This is a genomic window from Anaerolinea thermolimosa (assembly GCF_001050195.2).
In the GTDB taxonomy this organism is placed as follows: Bacteria; Chloroflexota; Anaerolineae; order Anaerolineales; family Anaerolineaceae; genus Anaerolinea; species Anaerolinea thermolimosa.
Map to the genome: position 1 here is coordinate 1,971,480 of NZ_DF967965.1, position 18,197 is coordinate 1,989,676.

The 18,197-nt window shown below is 52.4% G+C and carries 18 protein-coding genes; 6 read left to right on the plus strand and 12 right to left on the minus strand.

The window, feature by feature from the left end; translation table 11 throughout:
- On the plus strand, positions 1-970 hold a 970-nt coding region (locus ATHL_RS08895), incomplete at its 5' end, for a TolB family protein (protein WP_062192399.1).
- Between the two features lie 26 nt (positions 971-996).
- On the opposite strand, the gene ATHL_RS08900 is transcribed toward ATHL_RS08895, so the two are convergent.
- From ATHL_RS08900 to ATHL_RS08935, 8 genes are all read right to left on the minus strand, one after another.
- Positions 997-2,070, minus strand: a complete 1,074-nt coding sequence (locus ATHL_RS08900) for a lipid II:glycine glycyltransferase FemX (RefSeq protein WP_162787648.1) — start codon at positions 2,068-2,070, stop codon at positions 997-999.
- A 44-nt stretch (positions 2,071-2,114) separates the two neighbouring features.
- The gene (locus ATHL_RS08905) at positions 2,115-3,104 is read right to left on the minus strand and encodes a lipid II:glycine glycyltransferase FemX (protein WP_084001307.1); all 990 of its coding nucleotides are present in this window, start codon (positions 3,102-3,104) and stop codon (positions 2,115-2,117) included.
- Positions 3,101-5,008 carry a nucleoside-diphosphate sugar epimerase/dehydratase gene (locus ATHL_RS08910; protein ID WP_062192407.1) on the minus strand — a complete coding sequence of 636 codons (1,908 nt, stop codon included), beginning with the start codon at positions 5,006-5,008 and terminating at the stop codon, positions 3,101-3,103. The genes ATHL_RS08905 and ATHL_RS08910 overlap by 4 nt, the downstream gene beginning before the upstream one ends.
- 10 nt (positions 5,009-5,018) lie before the next feature.
- Positions 5,019-6,428, minus strand: a complete 1,410-nt coding sequence (locus ATHL_RS08915; protein WP_062192410.1) for a sugar transferase — start codon at positions 6,426-6,428, stop codon at positions 5,019-5,021.
- 3 nt (positions 6,429-6,431) lie between these two features.
- Positions 6,432-7,424, minus strand: coding sequence for a glycosyltransferase family 2 protein (locus ATHL_RS08920; RefSeq protein ID WP_062192412.1), 993 nt, complete (start codon positions 7,422-7,424; stop codon positions 6,432-6,434).
- Between the two features lie 24 nt (positions 7,425-7,448).
- On the minus strand, positions 7,449-7,877 hold the full coding sequence (locus tag ATHL_RS08925) for a RidA family protein (RefSeq protein WP_062192415.1): 429 nt from the start codon (positions 7,875-7,877) through the stop codon (positions 7,449-7,451).
- A gap of 228 nt (positions 7,878-8,105) precedes the next feature.
- On the minus strand, positions 8,106-9,119 hold the full coding sequence (gene cydB / locus ATHL_RS08930) for a cytochrome d ubiquinol oxidase subunit II (RefSeq protein ID WP_062192422.1): 1,014 nt from the start codon (positions 9,117-9,119) through the stop codon (positions 8,106-8,108).
- 9 nt (positions 9,120-9,128) lie between these two features.
- On the minus strand, positions 9,129-10,508 hold the full coding sequence (locus ATHL_RS08935) for a cytochrome ubiquinol oxidase subunit I (protein WP_062192425.1): 1,380 nt from the start codon (positions 10,506-10,508) through the stop codon (positions 9,129-9,131).
- Between the two features lie 195 nt (positions 10,509-10,703).
- Between ATHL_RS08935 and ATHL_RS08940 the strand changes: the two genes are divergently transcribed.
- The gene (locus ATHL_RS08940) at positions 10,704-11,270 is read left to right on the plus strand and encodes an FKBP-type peptidyl-prolyl cis-trans isomerase (RefSeq protein ID WP_062192428.1); all 567 of its coding nucleotides are present in this window, start codon (positions 10,704-10,706) and stop codon (positions 11,268-11,270) included.
- Between the two features lie 95 nt (positions 11,271-11,365).
- On the opposite strand, the gene ATHL_RS08945 is transcribed toward ATHL_RS08940, so the two are convergent.
- On the minus strand, positions 11,366-12,604 hold the full coding sequence (locus ATHL_RS08945) for an MFS transporter (protein WP_236822357.1): 1,239 nt from the start codon (positions 12,602-12,604) through the stop codon (positions 11,366-11,368).
- A 347-nt stretch (positions 12,605-12,951) separates the two neighbouring features.
- On the opposite strand from ATHL_RS08945, the gene ATHL_RS08950 reads away from it, so the two are divergent.
- The 3 genes from ATHL_RS08950 (at position 12,952) to ATHL_RS08960 (ending at position 14,129) form a co-directional block, all read left to right on the plus strand.
- Entirely contained in the window at positions 12,952-13,443 is a 492-nt protein-coding gene (locus tag ATHL_RS08950) for a DUF4395 domain-containing protein (protein ID WP_062192431.1), read from the plus strand.
- Positions 13,436-13,846, plus strand: a complete 411-nt coding sequence (locus ATHL_RS08955; protein ID WP_062192444.1) for a thioredoxin family protein — start codon at positions 13,436-13,438, stop codon at positions 13,844-13,846. Before ATHL_RS08950 ends, ATHL_RS08955 begins: the two co-directional genes overlap by 8 nt.
- A 100-nt stretch (positions 13,847-13,946) precedes the next feature.
- The gene (locus ATHL_RS08960; protein WP_062192448.1) at positions 13,947-14,129 is read left to right on the plus strand and encodes a hypothetical protein; all 183 of its coding nucleotides are present in this window, start codon (positions 13,947-13,949) and stop codon (positions 14,127-14,129) included.
- Positions 14,130-14,135: 6 nt separating this feature from the next.
- On the opposite strand, the gene ATHL_RS08965 is transcribed toward ATHL_RS08960, so the two are convergent.
- Positions 14,136-14,924 (minus strand): GNAT family N-acetyltransferase, encoded by a 789-nt coding sequence (locus tag ATHL_RS08965; protein ID WP_062192451.1) that lies wholly within the window; start codon positions 14,922-14,924, stop codon positions 14,136-14,138.
- Positions 14,925-15,047: 123 nt separating this feature from the next.
- Here ATHL_RS08965 and ATHL_RS08970 point away from each other — a divergent pair, with 123 nt between their 5' ends.
- Positions 15,048-15,608, plus strand: coding sequence for an ECF transporter S component (locus ATHL_RS08970; RefSeq protein WP_062192995.1), 561 nt, complete (start codon positions 15,048-15,050; stop codon positions 15,606-15,608).
- A gap of 8 nt (positions 15,609-15,616) precedes the next feature.
- On the opposite strand, the gene ATHL_RS08975 is transcribed toward ATHL_RS08970, so the two are convergent.
- Positions 15,617-16,438: an energy-coupling factor transporter transmembrane component T family protein gene (locus ATHL_RS08975; RefSeq protein ID WP_062192453.1), complete on the minus strand. Its 822-nt coding sequence runs from the start codon at positions 16,436-16,438 to the stop codon at positions 15,617-15,619.
- A complete protein-coding gene (locus tag ATHL_RS08980; protein WP_062192456.1) occupies positions 16,425-18,176 on the minus strand; it encodes an energy-coupling factor transporter ATPase in 1,752 nt (583 codons plus the stop codon). The genes ATHL_RS08975 and ATHL_RS08980 overlap by 14 nt, the downstream gene beginning before the upstream one ends.
- Positions 18,177-18,197 lie beyond the last annotated feature (21 nt).

The following is an 18,197-nucleotide window of genomic DNA, read 5'->3' on the forward strand; positions in this document are numbered from 1 at the left end:
TTGCCCGCCCACACCGGAACCTACCCTGACGGCCACAGTGGTAACCATGGACGATCAGGACAGCTCTCCCGGGATAATCCTTTCTTCCACCTCAACCCGCGTTCCAACAGATACCCCTGTGCTTACTCCAACCTCTCCTCCCCAATTCAATCCAACGCCGGAAAAAGAACCGGAGCTGGCCTTTGTTTCAGATCGTACCGGAATCCCCCAAATATGGATCATTCGTTCTGATGGAAGTGACCTTCGGCAAATCACCCATCTTCCAGAAGGTGCCTGCCAGCCCGATTGGCATCCCGGAAGCAACCGGCTGGTATTTGTCTCGCCATGCCGTGACACCTCCGATGAACACCCGGGGGCTGGTCTTTTTATCATCAACGCAGATGGCACCGGTCTGACACCCCTGCCAACCCTGCCCGGCGGTGATTTCGACCCCGCATGGTCACCGGATGGTCAGATCATCGCCTTCTCTTCCATTCGTAATGGGCGCCCTAACATTTTCCTGATCCATCTTCCCGATTTCAACCTGCAACAGCTCTCCAGTCCGGTAAATTCCGAGAGGCATCCTTCATGGTCACCCGATGGTAAGTTTTTAGCCTATGAAACGACCCGCAGTGGGTTCAGGCAGGTGTGGATCATGCAATCCGACGGGAAAAATGCCAGAGCGTTCACCGAGAACCGGGGAGCATTGCCCACATGGACTCCGGATGGCCTGCGTTTGGCTTTCCTTCGCGGAACCTCAGCTCTTGTGGTTGTGGAGAAGCCTTTCAACGAACCCCTGGGCGAAGAAAATCCGTTAACAGAACCCGTAGTTAACCTTTCCAATCCGGCTTTTTCTTCTGATGGTGCCTGGTTGGCCCTCGACCGAATTGTGGATGGAAATCGAGACCTGTATCTTTTCAACCGCGACAGGCAAGAATGGATTCGGCTGACCGATGATCCGGCTGCCGATTTCGATCCTGTCTGGCGCTGATGGCGGAGAATGCCCCTGTGAAGCCTCTAGACCCCAACATCGCGTCGAGTACGCGCCTTGCCACGCCGACGCATCCATTCCAATACACGGGGAAGAATTTGAGTATACATCCGGTAAGAAAGTGGACGGGCGGTATAATCCCAGGCCCCAAGGGTCCGCACCACCCTGGCGCCTAATCCTTCTTTGAAACGAAATACCCCCCACATAGAGTCGCTTTCATTAAAAACATCCGGCGCCCCCCATAAATCATAGGATGAGGCTCCCTTCGCACAGGCCAGACGCATGGCTTCCCATTGTAAAAGGTAATTCGGCATCTTTTCCCGGTGCAGATCGCGTGACATGCCATAAAGATACCAGGCTCTGCCGGCAAACACGAATAGCACCAGCCCTGCTACCGCCTCGCCCGATACCTCTGCGATCAATGGAAAACACATTCCCCTCCGGGAAAAAGTATTCCAGACCATCCGATAATATTCAAGAGGTCGGATGACAAACCCATCTCGCACAGCGGTTTCGGCATACATCCGATAAAGCAAGTCGAAGTCATCCTCCCCTCCCAACCGCACGGTTACTCCCTTGCGCTGCGCAAGCCGCAGGTTATACCGGGCCTTGGGTTTCATCCTTCCCAGCCAGTCCGCCTCGTCTCCTAATAAATCCAACACAGCAGTGTTTCGAAACTGAATTTGTTCCTTCGAGAATATCCAGCCCCGCTCGTTCAACTCATTCCGAAGCGCTGCACCAGCCTCAACTTCAACGGCACCTTCAGTACCGGGTACCCCATACCCTAAAGGTACCTCTGGATCGATCTTCAGGAAAATTACTCCCCGTTGCCGCGCCAGAGCTTCAAGAGTATTGATTACTTTCTGCCTGTGGCCAGGGTGCGTCCAGTCCAGCAAAGGGCCACGTGGCACATACAGCACGCTCCAACCTCCAGCCATTCCCGGAAACCGCACCCGCCTGGAGAGGATCATCGCCGCGGCAAATATTTCTCCCCGTTCATTTCTCCAAACCTGCGGACAGGCTTCCCACCCGTATTTTCCTTTAAGCTCAGCCCATTCCCGTGTTTGCAAGATGTTCGCACCCGGGAGTTTAGCAATCATTTCGTTCCACGAATTGAGATCCACCGATAGCAAAGGCCGCGCTCCTATTCCATGCTTCGCTTACGCGCCCACCAGCGATACAACCAGAAAAATGGGGCGAGCAGGGGTTTCTCATAGGTCGCATGAGCACGCTTTAAAACCCCTCCAAAACCGCGTTTAAAGCGGTAAACTCCCCACAAACCATCCTTTCGCCGCTCGAAATCCGCTTCCAGAACGGCCTCATCTTCATCAGGCACCCCCCAGAGGTCATAAGAAGTACACCCTCTCGCCGATGCCCACAACATCGCCTTCCATTGTAAAAGATAGGTGGGCATTCGGTTACGTTCCTCTTCAGTTGAAGCCCCGTAAAAATACCAGGCCCGGCTCCCCCTGGTGAATACCATCAACCCGGCCAGCGGCCGTTCCTCGTATTCCGCCATGAGTAACTCAACCGCCTGCTGGGGATATAATAAGTCATACGCCTTTTGATAATACTCCAGGCTATGCACACCGAACCCGTCGCGTTTCCCGGTTTGTAGCATCATCCGGTAAAAGGTCTCAACATCTGAAGAAGGCCTTACTGTAACCCCTTTCTTCTCAGCCAGGCGAATGTTATACCGGGTCTTCTGTTTCATCCGTTCGAGCCATGCATCCGGAGCGCCCTGCAGGGACACTACCAGTGTGCGGCGGGGTTGTACGGAGATGCCATCACAACGGAAACCGGTAAGCGCTCCTTCAGGGATGCTCTCTTCTTCCCAGCCATCCGGTTCAACTTTTAACAGGATGGCATGCTTTTCGCGGCATACTTTTTCGACCTCTGGCCACAGGGAGTCCCATGCCGGTCCAACCGGTCCTTTGGGAATATAGGCCAGTGTCAACCCCCCGGGCAACTGACGAAAGAGAACCTGTGCTCCAGTTACCCCAACGCATATCCGCTCCACAGTCCAGCCAAACGAACGCTTTAATTCGCCCCAGGCCGCACTCTGCAACACGTGCGTATCTGGATAAGCCCTTAAAAATGACTCCCATTCCGAAGCCGAAAGTCGCGCCATCATTCGATCGCTGTAAGTTCAGGGGGTGGAGTACGCCGGATAGACGCAAACGGGATCAGTTCATCAAGCAGCGTTATAATGGCCTGCGATTCCCCCTCTCGAGCCAGGCGAACCAGCTCCTCCACCATCGAATGTAACGCTTCGCTATCCATATCTTGAACCTGACCCTCAATCTTAAAGATATCCGGGTGGCTGGTCTTCTGGTACAGGTTTCCTTCATCCCAGAGATCTTCACTGAGTTTTTCGCCAGGACGAATCCCCGTGAATACAATTTCAATGTCCTTACCCGGTTCCAATCCCGAAAGGCGGATCAAATCCTCTGCCAGATCCAGAATACGCACCTGCTCACCCATGTTCAACATAAAGGTTTCGCCGCCTTTACCCATCGCCGCGACCTGCAATACCAGATGAACCGCCTCAGGAATAGTCATAAAATAACGACGCATTTCTGGATGAGTCACCGTCACTGGCCCGCCGCGGGCAATCTGGCTTTTAAAAAGAGGAACTACACTTCCCCGGCTTCCCAGAACATTTCCAAACCTGACGACCGAATAAGCCCTTCCCGACCGATCCGCAGCATCCAGGACGATCATTTCTGCCACCCGCTTGGTAGCGCCCATTACATTGGCAGGCCGAATGGCCTTATCCGTGGAGATCATCACCAGCCGGTTGACATCAGCCTCTAATGCTGCACTGACCACATTCATGGTTCCAAGAATATTATTCGTTACCGCCTCTTCAACGTTGGACTCCATGAGAGGGACATGTTTATGCGCTGCTGCATGGAACACAATATCTGGCCGGTGCCGGTTGAAGATTGAACGAATACGCGGATAATCCCGAACATCCGCAATGACCGGCCTCACCAGCAAAAGGGAAAAATTCTCCCGCAGCTCCAGCATGGTTTCAAAAATGCTATTTTCCCCATGCCCTAGCACAATCAATTCAGAAGGCCCCCACCGGGCAATTTGACGGCACAATTCTCGGCCAATCGAACCGCCTGCACCGGTTACCAGCACCACCCGTCCACCCAGTGTTGCGCCAACCAGTTCTTCCTCAATGTGAGCCGGTTCACGCCGAAGCAAATCGGAAATATCTACTTCACGCAACCGGCTGACACTCACCTTTCCCCCCAGCAGTTCATAAATGCCCGGCATCGTGCGGAAAGGAATACCCTTGGGGCGGCACGCTTCTGCAACCAGACGAACCACACGCCCCGGCGCCGATGGAATGGCAATAATCACCTGATCTGCACCGGTCTGGTCGATCACTTTAGACAGGTCACTCAAAGTACCAATGACCGGCACGCCGTAAATCTGCTGTTTAAGCTTGGATGGGTTATCATCCAGAAAGCCCACCGGCGTCAAATAAAGCTGCGGATTTTTCTGAAGCTCACGCACCACAAGTGCCCCGGCATCTCCAGCACCCACGATGAGCACTTTCTGCGTCCGGCGTCGATCCAGCCCTGAATATAAAACCTGATTGACGCGATTCTCGGCAAGTAGACGAAGCACAAAGCGTAATCCGCCAGCCAAAACTACGGAGAGGAAAAAATCAAAAACCAGAACCGGGCGGGGAAAACCAATAAATAAACGAAGGGAAGCCAATGCCACCATCACCGCAGAAAGAATGACCGATGAGGTAGCCACCGCCGAAACGATCAACACCACCTCTCTCGTGCTGGCGTAAATCCACATTCTGCGGTACATACCAAAAAAATAATAGACAAGCGGCTTAATGATTAAAGCCGCACCTGCCATCCAGTATGCAGAAGGAAGATAGAAAAAAAACAGGTTTCCCAGCTCAAAGCGTAACGCGTAGCTCCCCATGACCGATAAAACAATCAGGATCAGATCGCCCAGCAAGAGGTAACGATTGCGAATATTCGGCACCGGCTTGGATTTCATGGCTACACCTTCACTGTCCCTTCAACCCGAGAACCGTTCCCACCGTGCGTAAAAGGATCAATAAATCCAGAGCCAGATTACGATGTTTGATGTAATACAGGTCATATTCCAATTTAATGCCGGTGTCTTCTACCGTCGCCGCATAACCAAAATTGACCTGCGCCCAGCCGGTAATCCCCGGTTTTACCAGCAACCGGGCGCGGTAAAAAGGCACCTTGGTCTGTAATTCTTCAACCAGTTCGTTGCGCTCAGCCCTCGGGCCGATCAGACTCATCTCACCGCGTAACACATTAATAAACTGAGGAAGCTCATCTAAATGGCTCTTCCTTAAAAAACGCCCGACACGGGTAATCCGTTCATCGTTTTCCAGAGTGACCCGTGCCTTGCCATCGTTTTCAGAATTGTTCCGCATGGTCCGGAATTTAATAATAGTATATTGTTTTCCACTTAGACCAAGGCGATTTTGGGTAAACAGCACCGGCCGACCATTATCCACCACAATGGCCAGTGCAATAAAGGGGAACACGACCAGCGTTATCAGAGTCCCGATCAACCCCCCCACGATATCCATCAATCGTTTCACCAGCTCATACAGCCCGCTGGCATGAGCCTGATCAACAAAAGATCGCAATATCCAGTCGGACTGGAGTAAAAAGATCGGCACCCGCCCCAGAAGCCTCTCGTACATGGTGGGCATGGTCACAATCTCTACTCCCATTTCCTCCACCTGCAACAACGCCTGAAATAATTCCGGGCGCACATCCTGAGAGATGGCCAGAACCACATCGGTAATGTGCTTCTCCTCGATGGTCTTCAACAACACATCCCATCCCCCCAGCACCGGATAGTTCTCCACCGTGGATCCTTTTTTCTCTTCATCATCATCCACAAAACCAATCACCTCAAAGGGGTGCGGGGTAAGCTCATTGACCACCTTCGCCAGGGTGCTTCCAGCCCGTCCTGCGCCGACTATTAACACCCGCCGTAAAAATTCCGGGGATGTGAAGACTGTGATATAGATATTCCGCCAGAGAAGGGTTAACAGTGCACTGGCAACCACAAAAACCCCCACCCCCACACGGGGTAGCGATTCCGGTGGAGCCAGGAAGAAAACCAGTAAATACACGGCCAGCCCAACCCCGGCGGAGAGTAATATTCCCTTCAACGTTTCATCCCGGCGGCCAGCCCGTTTCATGTCATACATTTCGACATTCAACAGCAACCAAGCAAACGGTAAAAAATAAAACCAGGATGGAATCCGCTCCAGTAACAATTGGCGGGAGAAATCCAACCAGTCACGTTGTCCCCAGGCAACCATCGCCAGAGCCAGGCCCAACCACGCGGCGAGAAAATCACCGGCCAACAGGATCAGGCGCCTTTCTTCCGGGCGCATCCGCCAACGAGAGGTACGTTGTTCCATAGGTTACTGTTTCATTCCTTTGAGCATACTAAAAAGTAGTCCGCTGCCCCATGTAATGTGCATGGTAGCTATAGCCAGAGGTACCCCTATCACCAGCAGTGGGTCTTTCTTCTTCCATGCCTGGGGCAAGCTGGCAAGTACCAGCGCCAGAAAATATAACCCGACCATCAACAGGAGCATCCAGCGTGCCCACTCCCACCAGAGCGCGCCTATCCCAAGCCCAATGATCCCGGCCACAAAAAGGGGCGGCAGGGCCTGCCGCCAGCGTAAAGTGCCCGGATACCTCTGCAACATCCGCCATTTCCAGAAACCATACCGCCAATATTGAGCCGCCAACGCCCGAAGGGAAGGGCGCGCCAAATAGACCGACCGGATGGCAGGATCAAGCCAGATTTTACCGCCGTTTTGCCTGAGCCGCGCATTAAGCTCATAATCCTCGTTCGTTAAAAGCGTTTCATCAAACCAGCCAATCCGCTCCAGTGTTTCTCGCCGAAAAGCCCCGAAAGGCACGGTATCTACATAAGCTGATCGATTGGTATAGCGATACGCGGCATCCCCTACTCCCAGCGGATGCGATGCGGCCACAGCAATGGATCGGGCAATCCAACCAGAACCTCCGGGGTGGATTTCCCACACGCCGCCGACGTTTTCTCCCCTGCCTTCGCGTAAAGCAGCCACACAGCGCGCCACATATTCTGGCGACGGTGCAGAATGAGCATCCAGCCTTACCAGCACCTCCCCGCCAGAAGCCTCAATCGCCCGGTTTAGACCACTGGGAATGATACGCCTGGGGTTATCTACCAGCTTCACCGATAAATCAGGGTGTTCCTGGATGAACTTTTTCACCACATCCCGCGTTCGGTCTTCCGACATCCCGTCGGCCAGTACAACTTCCATCAGCGAACGCGGATAAGTCTGCCGGTAGATAGCCTCCAGCAGCCCATAGATCGTTCGTTCCTCATTATAACAGGGGATAATTATGGATACGAAAGTCATTGGAGCCGAAATCGCCAGGCTCTCCTAACCACACGAACAACCGCAATCGCAGGTAGAAGACGCCAGAGCGATCGCTTCAATTTCTACCGCCGCCCCACGGGGCAATGCGCCAACCTGAAAAGCCGATCTGGCCGGTGGATTTGCCACAAAAAACTCGGCGTATACACTGTTCATTTTCTGGAAATCTTGAATATCCCGCAGGAAAACTGTAACTTTTACTACCTGGTCCATACTTGAGCCGGCAGCCTCGACCAAATGCTTCAGATTGGTCAAAGCCTGCCTTGTCTCGGCTTCAATCCCCCCTTCGACCAGGTTGCCGGTCGCCGGATCCATGCCAAGTTGCCCGGCAATAAAAACCAACCCACCTCCTTTGACCGCGGGTGAGTAAGGCCCCTGGGCTTTGGGAGCTTTTTCAGAAGTATAAATTCGTTTCTCTTCACAACAGCAGGCCATGGCGAACTCCTTTTATATCCTTATAAATGCTTCAGGCTATTCTCGCAAAAGAACTCACTCCAATGTAGATAGCATTCTGATTCTAATCCAAATGTTCCGAAATAGCATACCCCGTGAACTATCTTGATAGACCTGGGGCTGACCCTATCAAGATAAGAGGGTGAGATTGGATCATCATTCAATACTCACCCTCACTCAAGGTCCAGTGGAAAGAAGCTATATCTTCACCTAATAGTGAAGATCTGATTGTCCTCCCACACGTTTCCGGAAAATCCAGTATGACCAGGCCTGATAAGCCAGTACAATGGGTACGAATATCAGAGCCACAATAGACATAACCCGCAGTGTATATGGGCCAGAGGAAGCGTTATAAATGGTCAGGCTATACGCGTTGTCAAGGCTCGAAACAAGCACCCGCGGGTAGAGCACCATGAAAATCGTCGTCACGGCAAAGACAATCGCCAGAGACGTCAGGAAAAAAGCCCAACCGCTTCGCCTGGTATAGATCAAGTACCCTGCCGCTAGCAGAGCAACCCCTGCTCCTACTGGTATTGGCCCGGGGTTAATTCCCAATTGTCGCAGGATATCGGTCAGAAAATACATCCCCACCGTATACAATACCATCGTGACCACCGCTGCTGGCCAGGCTTTCCAGGCGGCATCCTCGGCTGCTTTACGCAGAGCGCCATCGGTCTTCAGGCTCAAGAAAATCGCTCCATGTAAGGTGAACCCTGCAACCGCCACCAAACCACCTAAAAGAGCAAACGGGTTGAGCAAGTTCCAGAATCCACCCACATACGTCATCGTTTCGTCGATGGGCACCCCGCGGATGAAATTGGTGAAGGCTACTCCAAACAGGAATGCTGGAATCAGGCTTCCAAAGAAGATAGCCCAATCCCACAGGCTGCGCCATCGCGGATGATCATCCTTGCTCCGAAATTCGAAAGCCACTCCCCGAACGATCAGCGCCAGCAAAATCAAGAACAGAGGCAGGTAAAAGCCGCTGAACAGCGTTGCATACCAGTGTGGGAAAGCCGCAAAAGTAGCCCCACCGGCGGTGATTAACCATACTTCATTGCCATCCCAGTGAGGGCCAATGGTATTGATCATCATCCGTCGTGTTTGGTCATCCTTCCCGAGCACCGGTAAAAGAATGCCCACCCCCATATCAAACCCCTCCAGCACAAAGAAACCGATATACAACACCGCAATTAAAATAAACCACAATGTATTCAGATCCATGTTGGCCTCCTACGCCGCCGTAGATTCAGAAATGGTTGAAGCTGGTTCATTCGATCCGTCACCCGGGCCAGCTTTGGCGTATTTCACCAGCAGGTAAACATCGGCCACCATCAGTGACCCGTAGACGAGGGTAAAAGTGATGAGTGTGGTCAGCACCATCCCTGCCGTAAGGTTGGGCGAGAAAGCATCCCGGGTTTGCATCAACCCAAACACCACCCATGGTTGCCGGCCCATCTCGGTTAAAATCCAGCCGGTCGTATTGGCCACATAAGGAAGCCCGATTGCCAGGGGGAGATACCGGGTAAACTTAATAGAGTCGAGCGGCCTATTCCGAATGATTAAATACAATGCCAACAACATGATCCCCAGCATCAGGAACCCCGCCCCTACCATGATCCGAAACGTCCAATAGGTAGTGAACACTGAGGGCACATAGTACCCGGGCCCATACTTTTGCACATACTCTTCCTGTAAATCACGAATCCCCTTAACCAAACCACTGGGACGGTTATAGGAGAGAATGCTCAATAAATAAGGGATTCGGATAGCGAAGCGATCCCGCAGGTTTTCCTGGTCACCCCAGGTGAACAACGAGAAAGACGCCGGATCCTCAGATTCCCACAACGCCTCAACCGAAGCCATCTTCATTGGCTGAACCTGTACCATTTGTTGGGCCTGACTATGGCCGACGAAGATCACCAGTACAATGGAAAGCGAACCAAAAACCACAGCAAGGTTGAAAGATCGTTGGAAGAATTCCACATTTTTCTTTCGCAACAGATGATACACGCTAATCCCAAACACAAAAAACGCCCCGGTGACAAAGCCTGAAAAAACAGTGTGCGGGAACTGCGTCCACACATATCGGTTAGCCACCAGCGCCCAGAAATCCGTCATCACGGCCCGGCCATTCTCCAGAGCATATCCGACCGGATGCTGCATGAATGAGTTGGCTATCAGAATCCATAGAGCAGAAATATTCGCCCCGATTGCCACCAACCAGATACATGCCAGGTGCAATTTCTTGGAAATTTTATCCCAGCCAAAGACCCACACCCCCAGGAAGGTTGACTCCAGGAAAAACGCCAGCAGCGCTTCGATTGCCAGGGGAGCACCGAAGATATCCCCCACATATCGCGAATATTCCGACCAGTTCATCCCGAACTGGAATTCCTGGACAATACCGGTCACCACCCCCATAGCAAAGTTAATCAGGAAAAGGGTGCCCCAGAACTTTGCCATGGATCGATACAGTGTTTGCCCGGTTGAGACATAAATGGTCTCCATGATGGCAACCAGCACAGATAACCCCAGCGTCAGGGGTACGAAGAAAAAATGATATACCGATGTAATGGCAAACTGCCATTGCGAAAGTGTGAGAACGTCCATTGAAGGCTCCTGGTGAAAAGATAAAACAGCTTTGGAGTATTTCGCCTGACGATGTCAATTTTATTACAAGTCTAAAATTACCCTTCTGCCCGATCTATTGTTTTTTATCACCTGAAAAAACGAAGATTGTCATGATAGTATGATATAATCCCTTCGTTGTTCGGATTGAGTAATAAGTTAAGGAAAGTAAAATCAATGGATAAAAGCACAAAGCCCACAGTTGTGGCAGACGACGTGGTAGTCAGCATGGACTACACCCTGACGGTAGACGGCGAAGTGGTCGACACCACTCAGGGAGACGAACCTATTCAGTTCATCCAGGGACATGATAACATCATTCCCGGCCTGGAACGCGAGCTTTACGGTATGGCTGTAGGCCATTCGAAAAAGGTTCGCGTGGCTGCCCGGGATGCGTATGGTGAAATTGACCCCGATGCGATCATCGAAGTGCCCCGCGACGAAATCCCCAAAGAGATTCCCCTTAAACTTGGCGTTGAATTAACCGTCACCGATGAGAACGGGGATTTGATGGAAGCCAGAATTGTATCCCTCAGCAAGGATACGGTTCAACTTGATTTCAACCATCCTCTCGCAGGCAAGGATCTCGAATTTGACGTCACCATCACCGATCTGCGCCAGGCCAATGAAGAAGAACTGGAGCATGGCCATGTTCACTCCGATGACGAGGAAGAGGACATGGACGATGAGGAATTTGAATTCTTCATCGATGAAGAAGACGAAGACGATTCTCCTGAGAAATAAACAGGTTCGTTCCTCCGTTTAACCTAACTGGAGAGCTCAGCCCCTGATGGCTGAGCTCTCCAGTTAACGGTTTACTTCGAGTAAATAACAGCCATCTACGAGGGCTTCCACGCAGCAAAGAGCACCGCCGCCAGCAGAGCCATACTCGCTCCAAACAGGAAGGGCGCCGAGGCACCGAAACCCTGCCACCCCCCTACACCCTGCCACAAAATGCCAGCGATGAGGGAAGCAGGAAAATCTAAAATTCCCAGAACGGCATTATAGGTGCCGTACGCCGTACCGCGCAAATTCTCCGGCACCAGATCGGCCACCATGGCCTTGGTCGTTCCATACGTCAGGGCATAATACACCCCGTAGGCAAGGTAAAACACAACAATATGCCAGGCATTGCGTGCCAGGGCAAAACCCAGGTAAATGATCCCATAAACCAACCAACCACCGATAATCATCCGGCGGCGCCCGATCTTATCCGACAGCCCCCCCGCTGGAGCTGAGAGTACTGCATAGATCAGGTTAAACGCCGCCAGCATAGCCAGAATCCCAACCACATTTAAACCACGCTCCTGGGCCCGCAATGTCAGGAAAGCATCCGATGAATTACCGAGGTCAAAAATCCCCACGATGATCATAAAGATCATGAAGGGTTTCCCAAGTGACCGGAAAGCAAACCGGGGCATTTCATGACCATCAGCCACAGGCACATCCTTTGCCCCAAGGATTAATGCCAGAACGGCCAAAAACCCGGGCACCAGGCTGATCAGCACGACCGTACGGAAGGTACTCGCCCCCAATTCAACCCGGCTCGACTGAGCCATCCATACAATCACCAATGAAATTAACAAACCCAGCATCGCTCCGGCGGTATCTGCCGCCCGATGGAGACCAAAAGCAAGACCCCGTACCTCAGATTTCACCGAATCCGCTACCAGGGCGTCTCGGGGCGCAGTGCGAACCCCCTTACCCACCCGATCGATCCAGCGAACCGCGGCCACCGTTGCCCATGAGTTGGCAAAATAAAAAAAGGGTTTAGCCAGAGCCGATAATCCATACCCGGCCACCGCAATCCATTTGCGGCTTCTCAGCTTATCTGATAACCACCCAGAAAAAAGCTTCAACAGACTGGATGTGGCTTCCGCAATTCCCTCAATGATTCCGATAATATTGGTCTTTACCCCCAGAACATTGGAGAGAAACAACGGAAGAATGTTGATGACCATTTCACTGGAAATATCCATTAAGAAACTGGTCACACTCACAGCCCAAACATTACGTGGCAAATTACGCACCCCTCCCAATAGTCCACGGGAGGGAACTTTTTTCGCCATCTCGTCCATGCCATCCTCCGCGCGAAAAGAATAAAAATTATTGTACTCCCCTTCCTGGAAGTTCAATAGAGCTTACCTACCGCTATTATCTCTTCTTCCACTACAAAGAAAAACCGGCAGAAAACCTTGACAACAACACAAACAAGAGTATTATTATCCAAATACTATGGATCAAGTCATGGAACGAATTCCTTGCATGTGTTGTTTCCGGCGGAGACTGAAACCGCCGCCGGTATAAAAATCCGACGATTGCTCAAAACGGGCGGTTGCAGTCTCTGCACATTGCGGAACAGCAACTGCCCGTTTTTTTTTCGTAGAAGTGCATTAGCCGGTTTTTCACCCAACGGAGGATCTGTATGACTTCTCTGGTTCCCATGGATCATTCTTCAATTAAGACCAATCAGGCACTGGTCATGCTCCTTCCAACCCTCGCGTTTATCTTCGACTGGCCCTGGCTGGTCGCCTTAACATCTGCGGTTATGTTGATTGGCTCATTTTTTCTGAAGCGACCTGGTTTCAGCTTCTTATATACAAAGCTGCTTCAACCTGTACATCTTGTAAAACCCAACGTACTCCTCGACCATCGAGAGCCTCACCTCTTTGCACAGGGAATGGGCGGAGTATGCCTGGCGCTCTCTGCCCTGGGTTTGGCATTTGGGCTGGTATGGCCGGGCTGGTTGTTAAGCTGGATCGTGGTAGGACTGGCAGCCTTAAACTTTTTTGGCGGGTTTTGCGCCGGTTGTGCCATTTATTACTGGCTGAACCGTTTGCACGTCCCCGGTTTTACTCAGTCTCCACCCCCTGATACTCCCCCAGGTATGCGCCCCAGGAGTTCTGCCCATGAATGAACCCCTTTTAACGCGCCTGCTCTGGAGTCTGGTGATCATCGCAGGAGCTTATCTTTTGTTGCGCCTAATCCGGTGGTGGATGCTTAACCGCGTTCAGAACACCACTCATCATTCCCCCGCCATTGAACCAGGTCGCCCTACCGTGATTTACTTCACCACTCCAGATTGTGCCCCCTGCAAAACAGTTCAACGACCTGCCCTGCAAAAAGCCTTAAGCCAGCTGGGGGAAGCATGTCAACTCATTGAGGTGAATGCCTACGAGAAGCCCGATCTGGCGCGGCAGTGGGGTGTGTTGAGCATTCCCACCACCTTTATCCTCGATTCCACCGGTAAGCCCCGGCACGTTAATTACGGAGTAACACCGGCCGAAAAGCTGGTTCGACAACTCAAAGCACTTTTATGAAGCCCTTCCAGGTAAAAGCATACAACTTTCCAGGTACGCCTCCGTATACTTCTATAGATCATCCACCATTCTGATTTACTGGATGATCCTGGAGGAAACCATGGGTTTGCTTGAATTTATCTTCAATTTGGTGGGTGGCATTATCGGCCTGGCCTTTGGACTGGTAGGCGGAGTACTGGGATTGGTTGTGGGCATTATCGGGCTGGTCATTGCCCTGGTGATCGGGGTACTTTTACTGATTCTGCTCGGCCCCATCATCCTGCTTCTGGTGCTCATTTTTTAAGTAAACTCATTCGCCCAGCAATCGAATGACCCACCAGATATGGTTACCTGAAAAGCCACATCGCCGATAAAGGTGCTCGGCATCCGATGGGTTATCAGCCCCTCCCGATACCGTCACCAGTTGTGCTTTTCCTTGAATCAACATCAGGAGGTAACTGATTAACGCTCGAGCTACCCCCCTGCCACGATATTCCGGGATCACCTGGATCCATTCCAGAGAAGCCTCCCTTCTCACAGGGTCAAAATCGGCAATTCCCAAACCCGCGGGTTGATCGGTAAGCCGATCAATGACCCATACCCACAACTCAGGCGTGAACACTGGCTGCCGGGTCCATCGCAGCACTTCCTCATACGATGGATGAAGATGAGGATAACACCGGCCAATCACCTCGGTAGCCAGGAGAACATCTGCGGGGACTCGAACCGGTGCAAAGGCAAACTCCCCGGGTAAGGGATAAACCGGAAAAGATTCCCCCAGCTGGAGGCGAAAATATCTTTGAATGGAATATTGAGAGGAACGCGGAAATTGAGCCGCATACTGGCTGTACACCACCGCGAATTTAGGAGACTTCCAAAATGCTTCAGGGGCATCGGGTCGCCATTCCCCTGTGCGGTCCCAGTACACCTGATACCCGGATTCATTCCAGGCTTCCAGGTGATCTACTGAGCCATCTCCCCTCACCCGGCAGGAATAAAACACACCGCCGAGCATGGACTCTGCTTTCCAAAAAGGAACGAGAAGCACCCTGCATGGATCGTAGAAATAGACCTTTTCCAGCGCTTTTAAAAATTCCATCCTCTGAATCTCAAAACGAACCGTTGTATCCTGGGTTAATCATATCGCAGGAGTTGCCAGAATGGAAAACTTCCCGGTAACCCTGCTATGTTACAATCAATGATCATCTGCATGGAGGAATTTATGCCACAGGAACGCACCCGTAAAATCGTCGTCACTGGCATCATGGGAGCTATTGCCATCTTTTTAGGATTAACCCGCTGGGGATTTATTCCCTGGGTTGCGGGAGCCTCACTCACGATCATGCACGTACCCGTTATTATCGGTGCCATTCTCGAGGGACCGGTTGTAGGCTTGTTGATTGGTCTGATTTTCGGGCTATTCAGCCTGATTCAGGCCGCCGTTGCTCCCAACGGCCCGGTGGACATCTGGTTTACCAACCCGTTACTCTCTGTTTTACCTCGCCTTTTTATCGGACCGCTGGCCTGGCTTGTATGGCGTGCATTGCGACAATGGCCGGTCATTGGGTTAATCATTGCCGGGATCGCCGGCAGCCTGACCAACACCGTCCTTGTACTTGGAATGATAGGCGTACTGGGGTTTCTCCCGTGGGCAGCACTTGCGCCGATCGTGGTTGCCAACGGTCTCCCTGAGGCCGGTTTATCTGCTCTGCTCGTTCTGATCGTTGTGGCCGCCTGGATGCGCATTCGGGTTGGGGCAAAACGGGGAGCCTCTCTGGAGTAAAACCGCACCTAAAAAACGAGGATAGCCGCCCCGGTAAGGAACGAGATCCCCAGGAGTAACCCATCCACCGCTTTTAACCGCAGTTCCACCAGTGATGTGCGTTGCGTGGAGCTCCCATACGCTCGTGCGTCCATGGCAAGTGCCATATTTTCTGCCCTGTGAAGGCTGGAGAGGAAAAGTGGGACAACCACCGGGATAACCTGCCGCACCCTGGCGATGATATTGCCGGGGCGGCTGTCCCAATCTGCCCCTCGTGATGCCTGCGACTTGGCAATTCGCTCAGCGGTTTGGGCCAGCATAGGTAAAAAGCGCAGTGTAACCTGAACCATCATGACCAGATCCTGAGCAGGAAACCCCATTTTCGCCAATGGTTGAAACATAATATTTAAACCCTGGGTCATTTCAGCGGTAGAGATGGTATAGGTTGCCAGCCCAATTGCCAGAATCAATCCAGTAAAGCGAATAAGCAACTTCGCACCGGCCGCTAAATCTGAAGGGGTAATCCTTACCGGTCCAATTACGGCCAGAATCGACTCGTCAGGCGAACTGACATTTAAGAATACCTGAAGAATGGCTAACAAAAACAAAAAAGGCAAGGGCGGCAACAACCCCCGAAAGGCAAAGCGGTAAGGAATTTTACCTACCCGTAAACCCACGAGCACCACAGCACAACCGATCAGCAAGCCAACCAGACTGCGGCTGAAGGTCAGGGCCAGCACAATTACTGTAAACGCCACCATCCGCGCGCGGGGATCCAACCGGTGTAAAAAAGAACCCACCGGCAGGTATTGCCCGAAAGGTATCGAGCGTAAAAACTCAAACTGGCTCACCCTGAACCTCCACACACCTCTCAAGATGATCCATCAGCATTTCTGCGGTAACGACACGGGAAGGTACTCCCCACCCCAGGGTACGAAGGCGTGCCGCCACCAGAGCCGCGACCGGGGGCTCCAGCCCAAGCTCACGAACCGCCTCAAATTGCCAGAAGACCTCTGCCGCCAAACCTTGAAGCGCATTTCGCCCTTTACGAAAGGCGGTCAGATCATGAGCGAGCATGGCCACATCTTCCATTTGATGGGATGAAAGGACGATTTCCATCCCTTCACTGACCATCCTGCGTAACGTTAATAAAATTTCTTTTCGAGAGCGCGGATCCAGCCCGGCTGTCGGCTCATCCAGCAAGAGAAAACGTGGTTTAATCGCCAGAATGCTTGCCAGAGCAACCTTCCGTTTTTCTCCACCGCTCAGGGTATCGGTGAAGCGGTCTTTAAAGGCCAAAAAATCCAATCCCACCTGCTCCATTGCCCAGCGGACTCGGCTCGCAAGGGGCTCATCACACCCTAATTGACGTGGCCCATAGGCAATTTCATCTCCCACAAATTGCTCAAAAAACTGGCTTTCCGGGTTTTGCATCACCAATCCGGCCAGGCGAACCACCTGCCGGGTAGACACAGTCGGATCGTCCAGCTGAAAGGGCCCCACCCGCACTTTTCCCTCCTGCGGGCGGAGTATTCCATTGAGATGCTGGAGCAGGGTCGACTTGCCAGAACCAGTGACTCCCACCAGCGCGTGCGCTCTTCCTGCGGCAACCTGAAGACTGGCATTCTGGAGAGCCTGGTGTGCCAGTGGAGTGCCGAGCATATACGTATGATTCAACCCCTGCACTTCGATTACCCACTCTCTCCCCTGTTGGTCGGTACCGCCATCTACTCTATGTTCTGGTGGTTCACAAGGGCGTTGTGGTGATGGAAGACTTCCAAGAAGCTCCTCCACGGTGAGTAGATCCTCAGGCAGGTGAGGGAACAAACGCCGCAACCGTCCCCCAAGCTCCACCACCGGAGGGGGTTCCAGCCCCCAGTCTTCCAGAGATTGCCTGGTAAAGAGTTCTCGTGGTGCACCATCGAACACCACACTCCCCTCACTCAATACCACCGCCCGGTCGGCAAGTGCCGCCTCTTCCATGTTATGGGTCACAAAAAGAACGGCCATACCGGAGGCCCGCAATTCTGCCATCAACGCGAGCGCCATTCTCCTTCCTGCCGGGTCAAGCATGGTGGTGGCCTCATCAAACACCACCACACGCGGACGCATGGCCAACACCCCTGCCAGTGCCAGGCGCTGCATCTGACCGGAAGAGAGCATGTGAGGCGGACGATGACGGTGGGCTTCCAACCCCACGGCTTCAATGGCTGCATCCACGCGCTGGCGAATTTCCGACGGAGGTAGCCCCAGGTTCTCAGGTCCAAAGGCTACATCTTCCTCCACCGTAGTGGCCACAATTTGATCTTCCGGGTGTTGAAATACCATACCCACCCGCTGCCGGATTATTCCATGATAGGAACGATCCCGTGTATCCAGATTAGTGACCAGCACCCGCCCCAGAGTGGGTAAAAGCAGGCCATTTAAATGGCGCGCCAGCGTGGTCTTTCCGGAACCATTCGCCCCCAGGATAACCGCAAATTCGCCCTCATGGAATTGTAAAGTAATATCCTTCAGTGCCGGATGAGGATCCTTTGGGTCTCCAGTATATGAAAAAGTAACCTTATCCAGTTTAATGAGTGCAGTCATTGGGGGGTATTATACGTCAAC

Coding starts and splice junctions, on each gene's coding strand:
- ATHL_RS08900 (WP_162787648.1), bottom strand. CDS start 2,070: ATGATTGCTAAACTCCCGGGTGCGAACATCTTGCAAACACGGGAATGG.
- ATHL_RS08905 (WP_084001307.1), bottom strand. CDS start 3,104: ATGATGGCGCGACTTTCGGCTTCGGAATGGGAGTCATTTTTAAGGGCT.
- ATHL_RS08910 (WP_062192407.1), bottom strand. CDS start 5,008: ATGAAATCCAAGCCGGTGCCGAATATTCGCAATCGTTACCTCTTGCTG.
- ATHL_RS08915 (WP_062192410.1), bottom strand. CDS start 6,428: ATGGAACAACGTACCTCTCGTTGGCGGATGCGCCCGGAAGAAAGGCGC.
- ATHL_RS08920 (WP_062192412.1), bottom strand. CDS start 7,424: ATGACTTTCGTATCCATAATTATCCCCTGTTATAATGAGGAACGAACG.
- ATHL_RS08925 (WP_062192415.1), bottom strand. CDS start 7,877: ATGGCCTGCTGTTGTGAAGAGAAACGAATTTATACTTCTGAAAAAGCT.
- cydB (WP_062192422.1), bottom strand. CDS start 9,119: ATGGATCTGAATACATTGTGGTTTATTTTAATTGCGGTGTTGTATATC.
- ATHL_RS08935 (WP_062192425.1), bottom strand. CDS start 10,508: ATGGACGTTCTCACACTTTCGCAATGGCAGTTTGCCATTACATCGGTA.
- ATHL_RS08940 (WP_062192428.1), top strand. CDS start 10,704: ATGGATAAAAGCACAAAGCCCACAGTTGTGGCAGACGACGTGGTAGTC.
- ATHL_RS08945 (WP_236822357.1), bottom strand. CDS start 12,604: ATGGACGAGATGGCGAAAAAAGTTCCCTCCCGTGGACTATTGGGAGGG.
- ATHL_RS08950 (WP_062192431.1), top strand. CDS start 12,952: ATGACTTCTCTGGTTCCCATGGATCATTCTTCAATTAAGACCAATCAG.
- ATHL_RS08955 (WP_062192444.1), top strand. CDS start 13,436: ATGAATGAACCCCTTTTAACGCGCCTGCTCTGGAGTCTGGTGATCATC.
- ATHL_RS08960 (WP_062192448.1), top strand. CDS start 13,947: ATGGGTTTGCTTGAATTTATCTTCAATTTGGTGGGTGGCATTATCGGC.
- ATHL_RS08965 (WP_062192451.1), bottom strand. CDS start 14,924: ATGGAATTTTTAAAAGCGCTGGAAAAGGTCTATTTCTACGATCCATGC.
- ATHL_RS08970 (WP_062192995.1), top strand. CDS start 15,048: ATGCCACAGGAACGCACCCGTAAAATCGTCGTCACTGGCATCATGGGA.
- ATHL_RS08980 (WP_062192456.1), bottom strand. CDS start 18,176: ATGACTGCACTCATTAAACTGGATAAGGTTACTTTTTCATATACTGGA.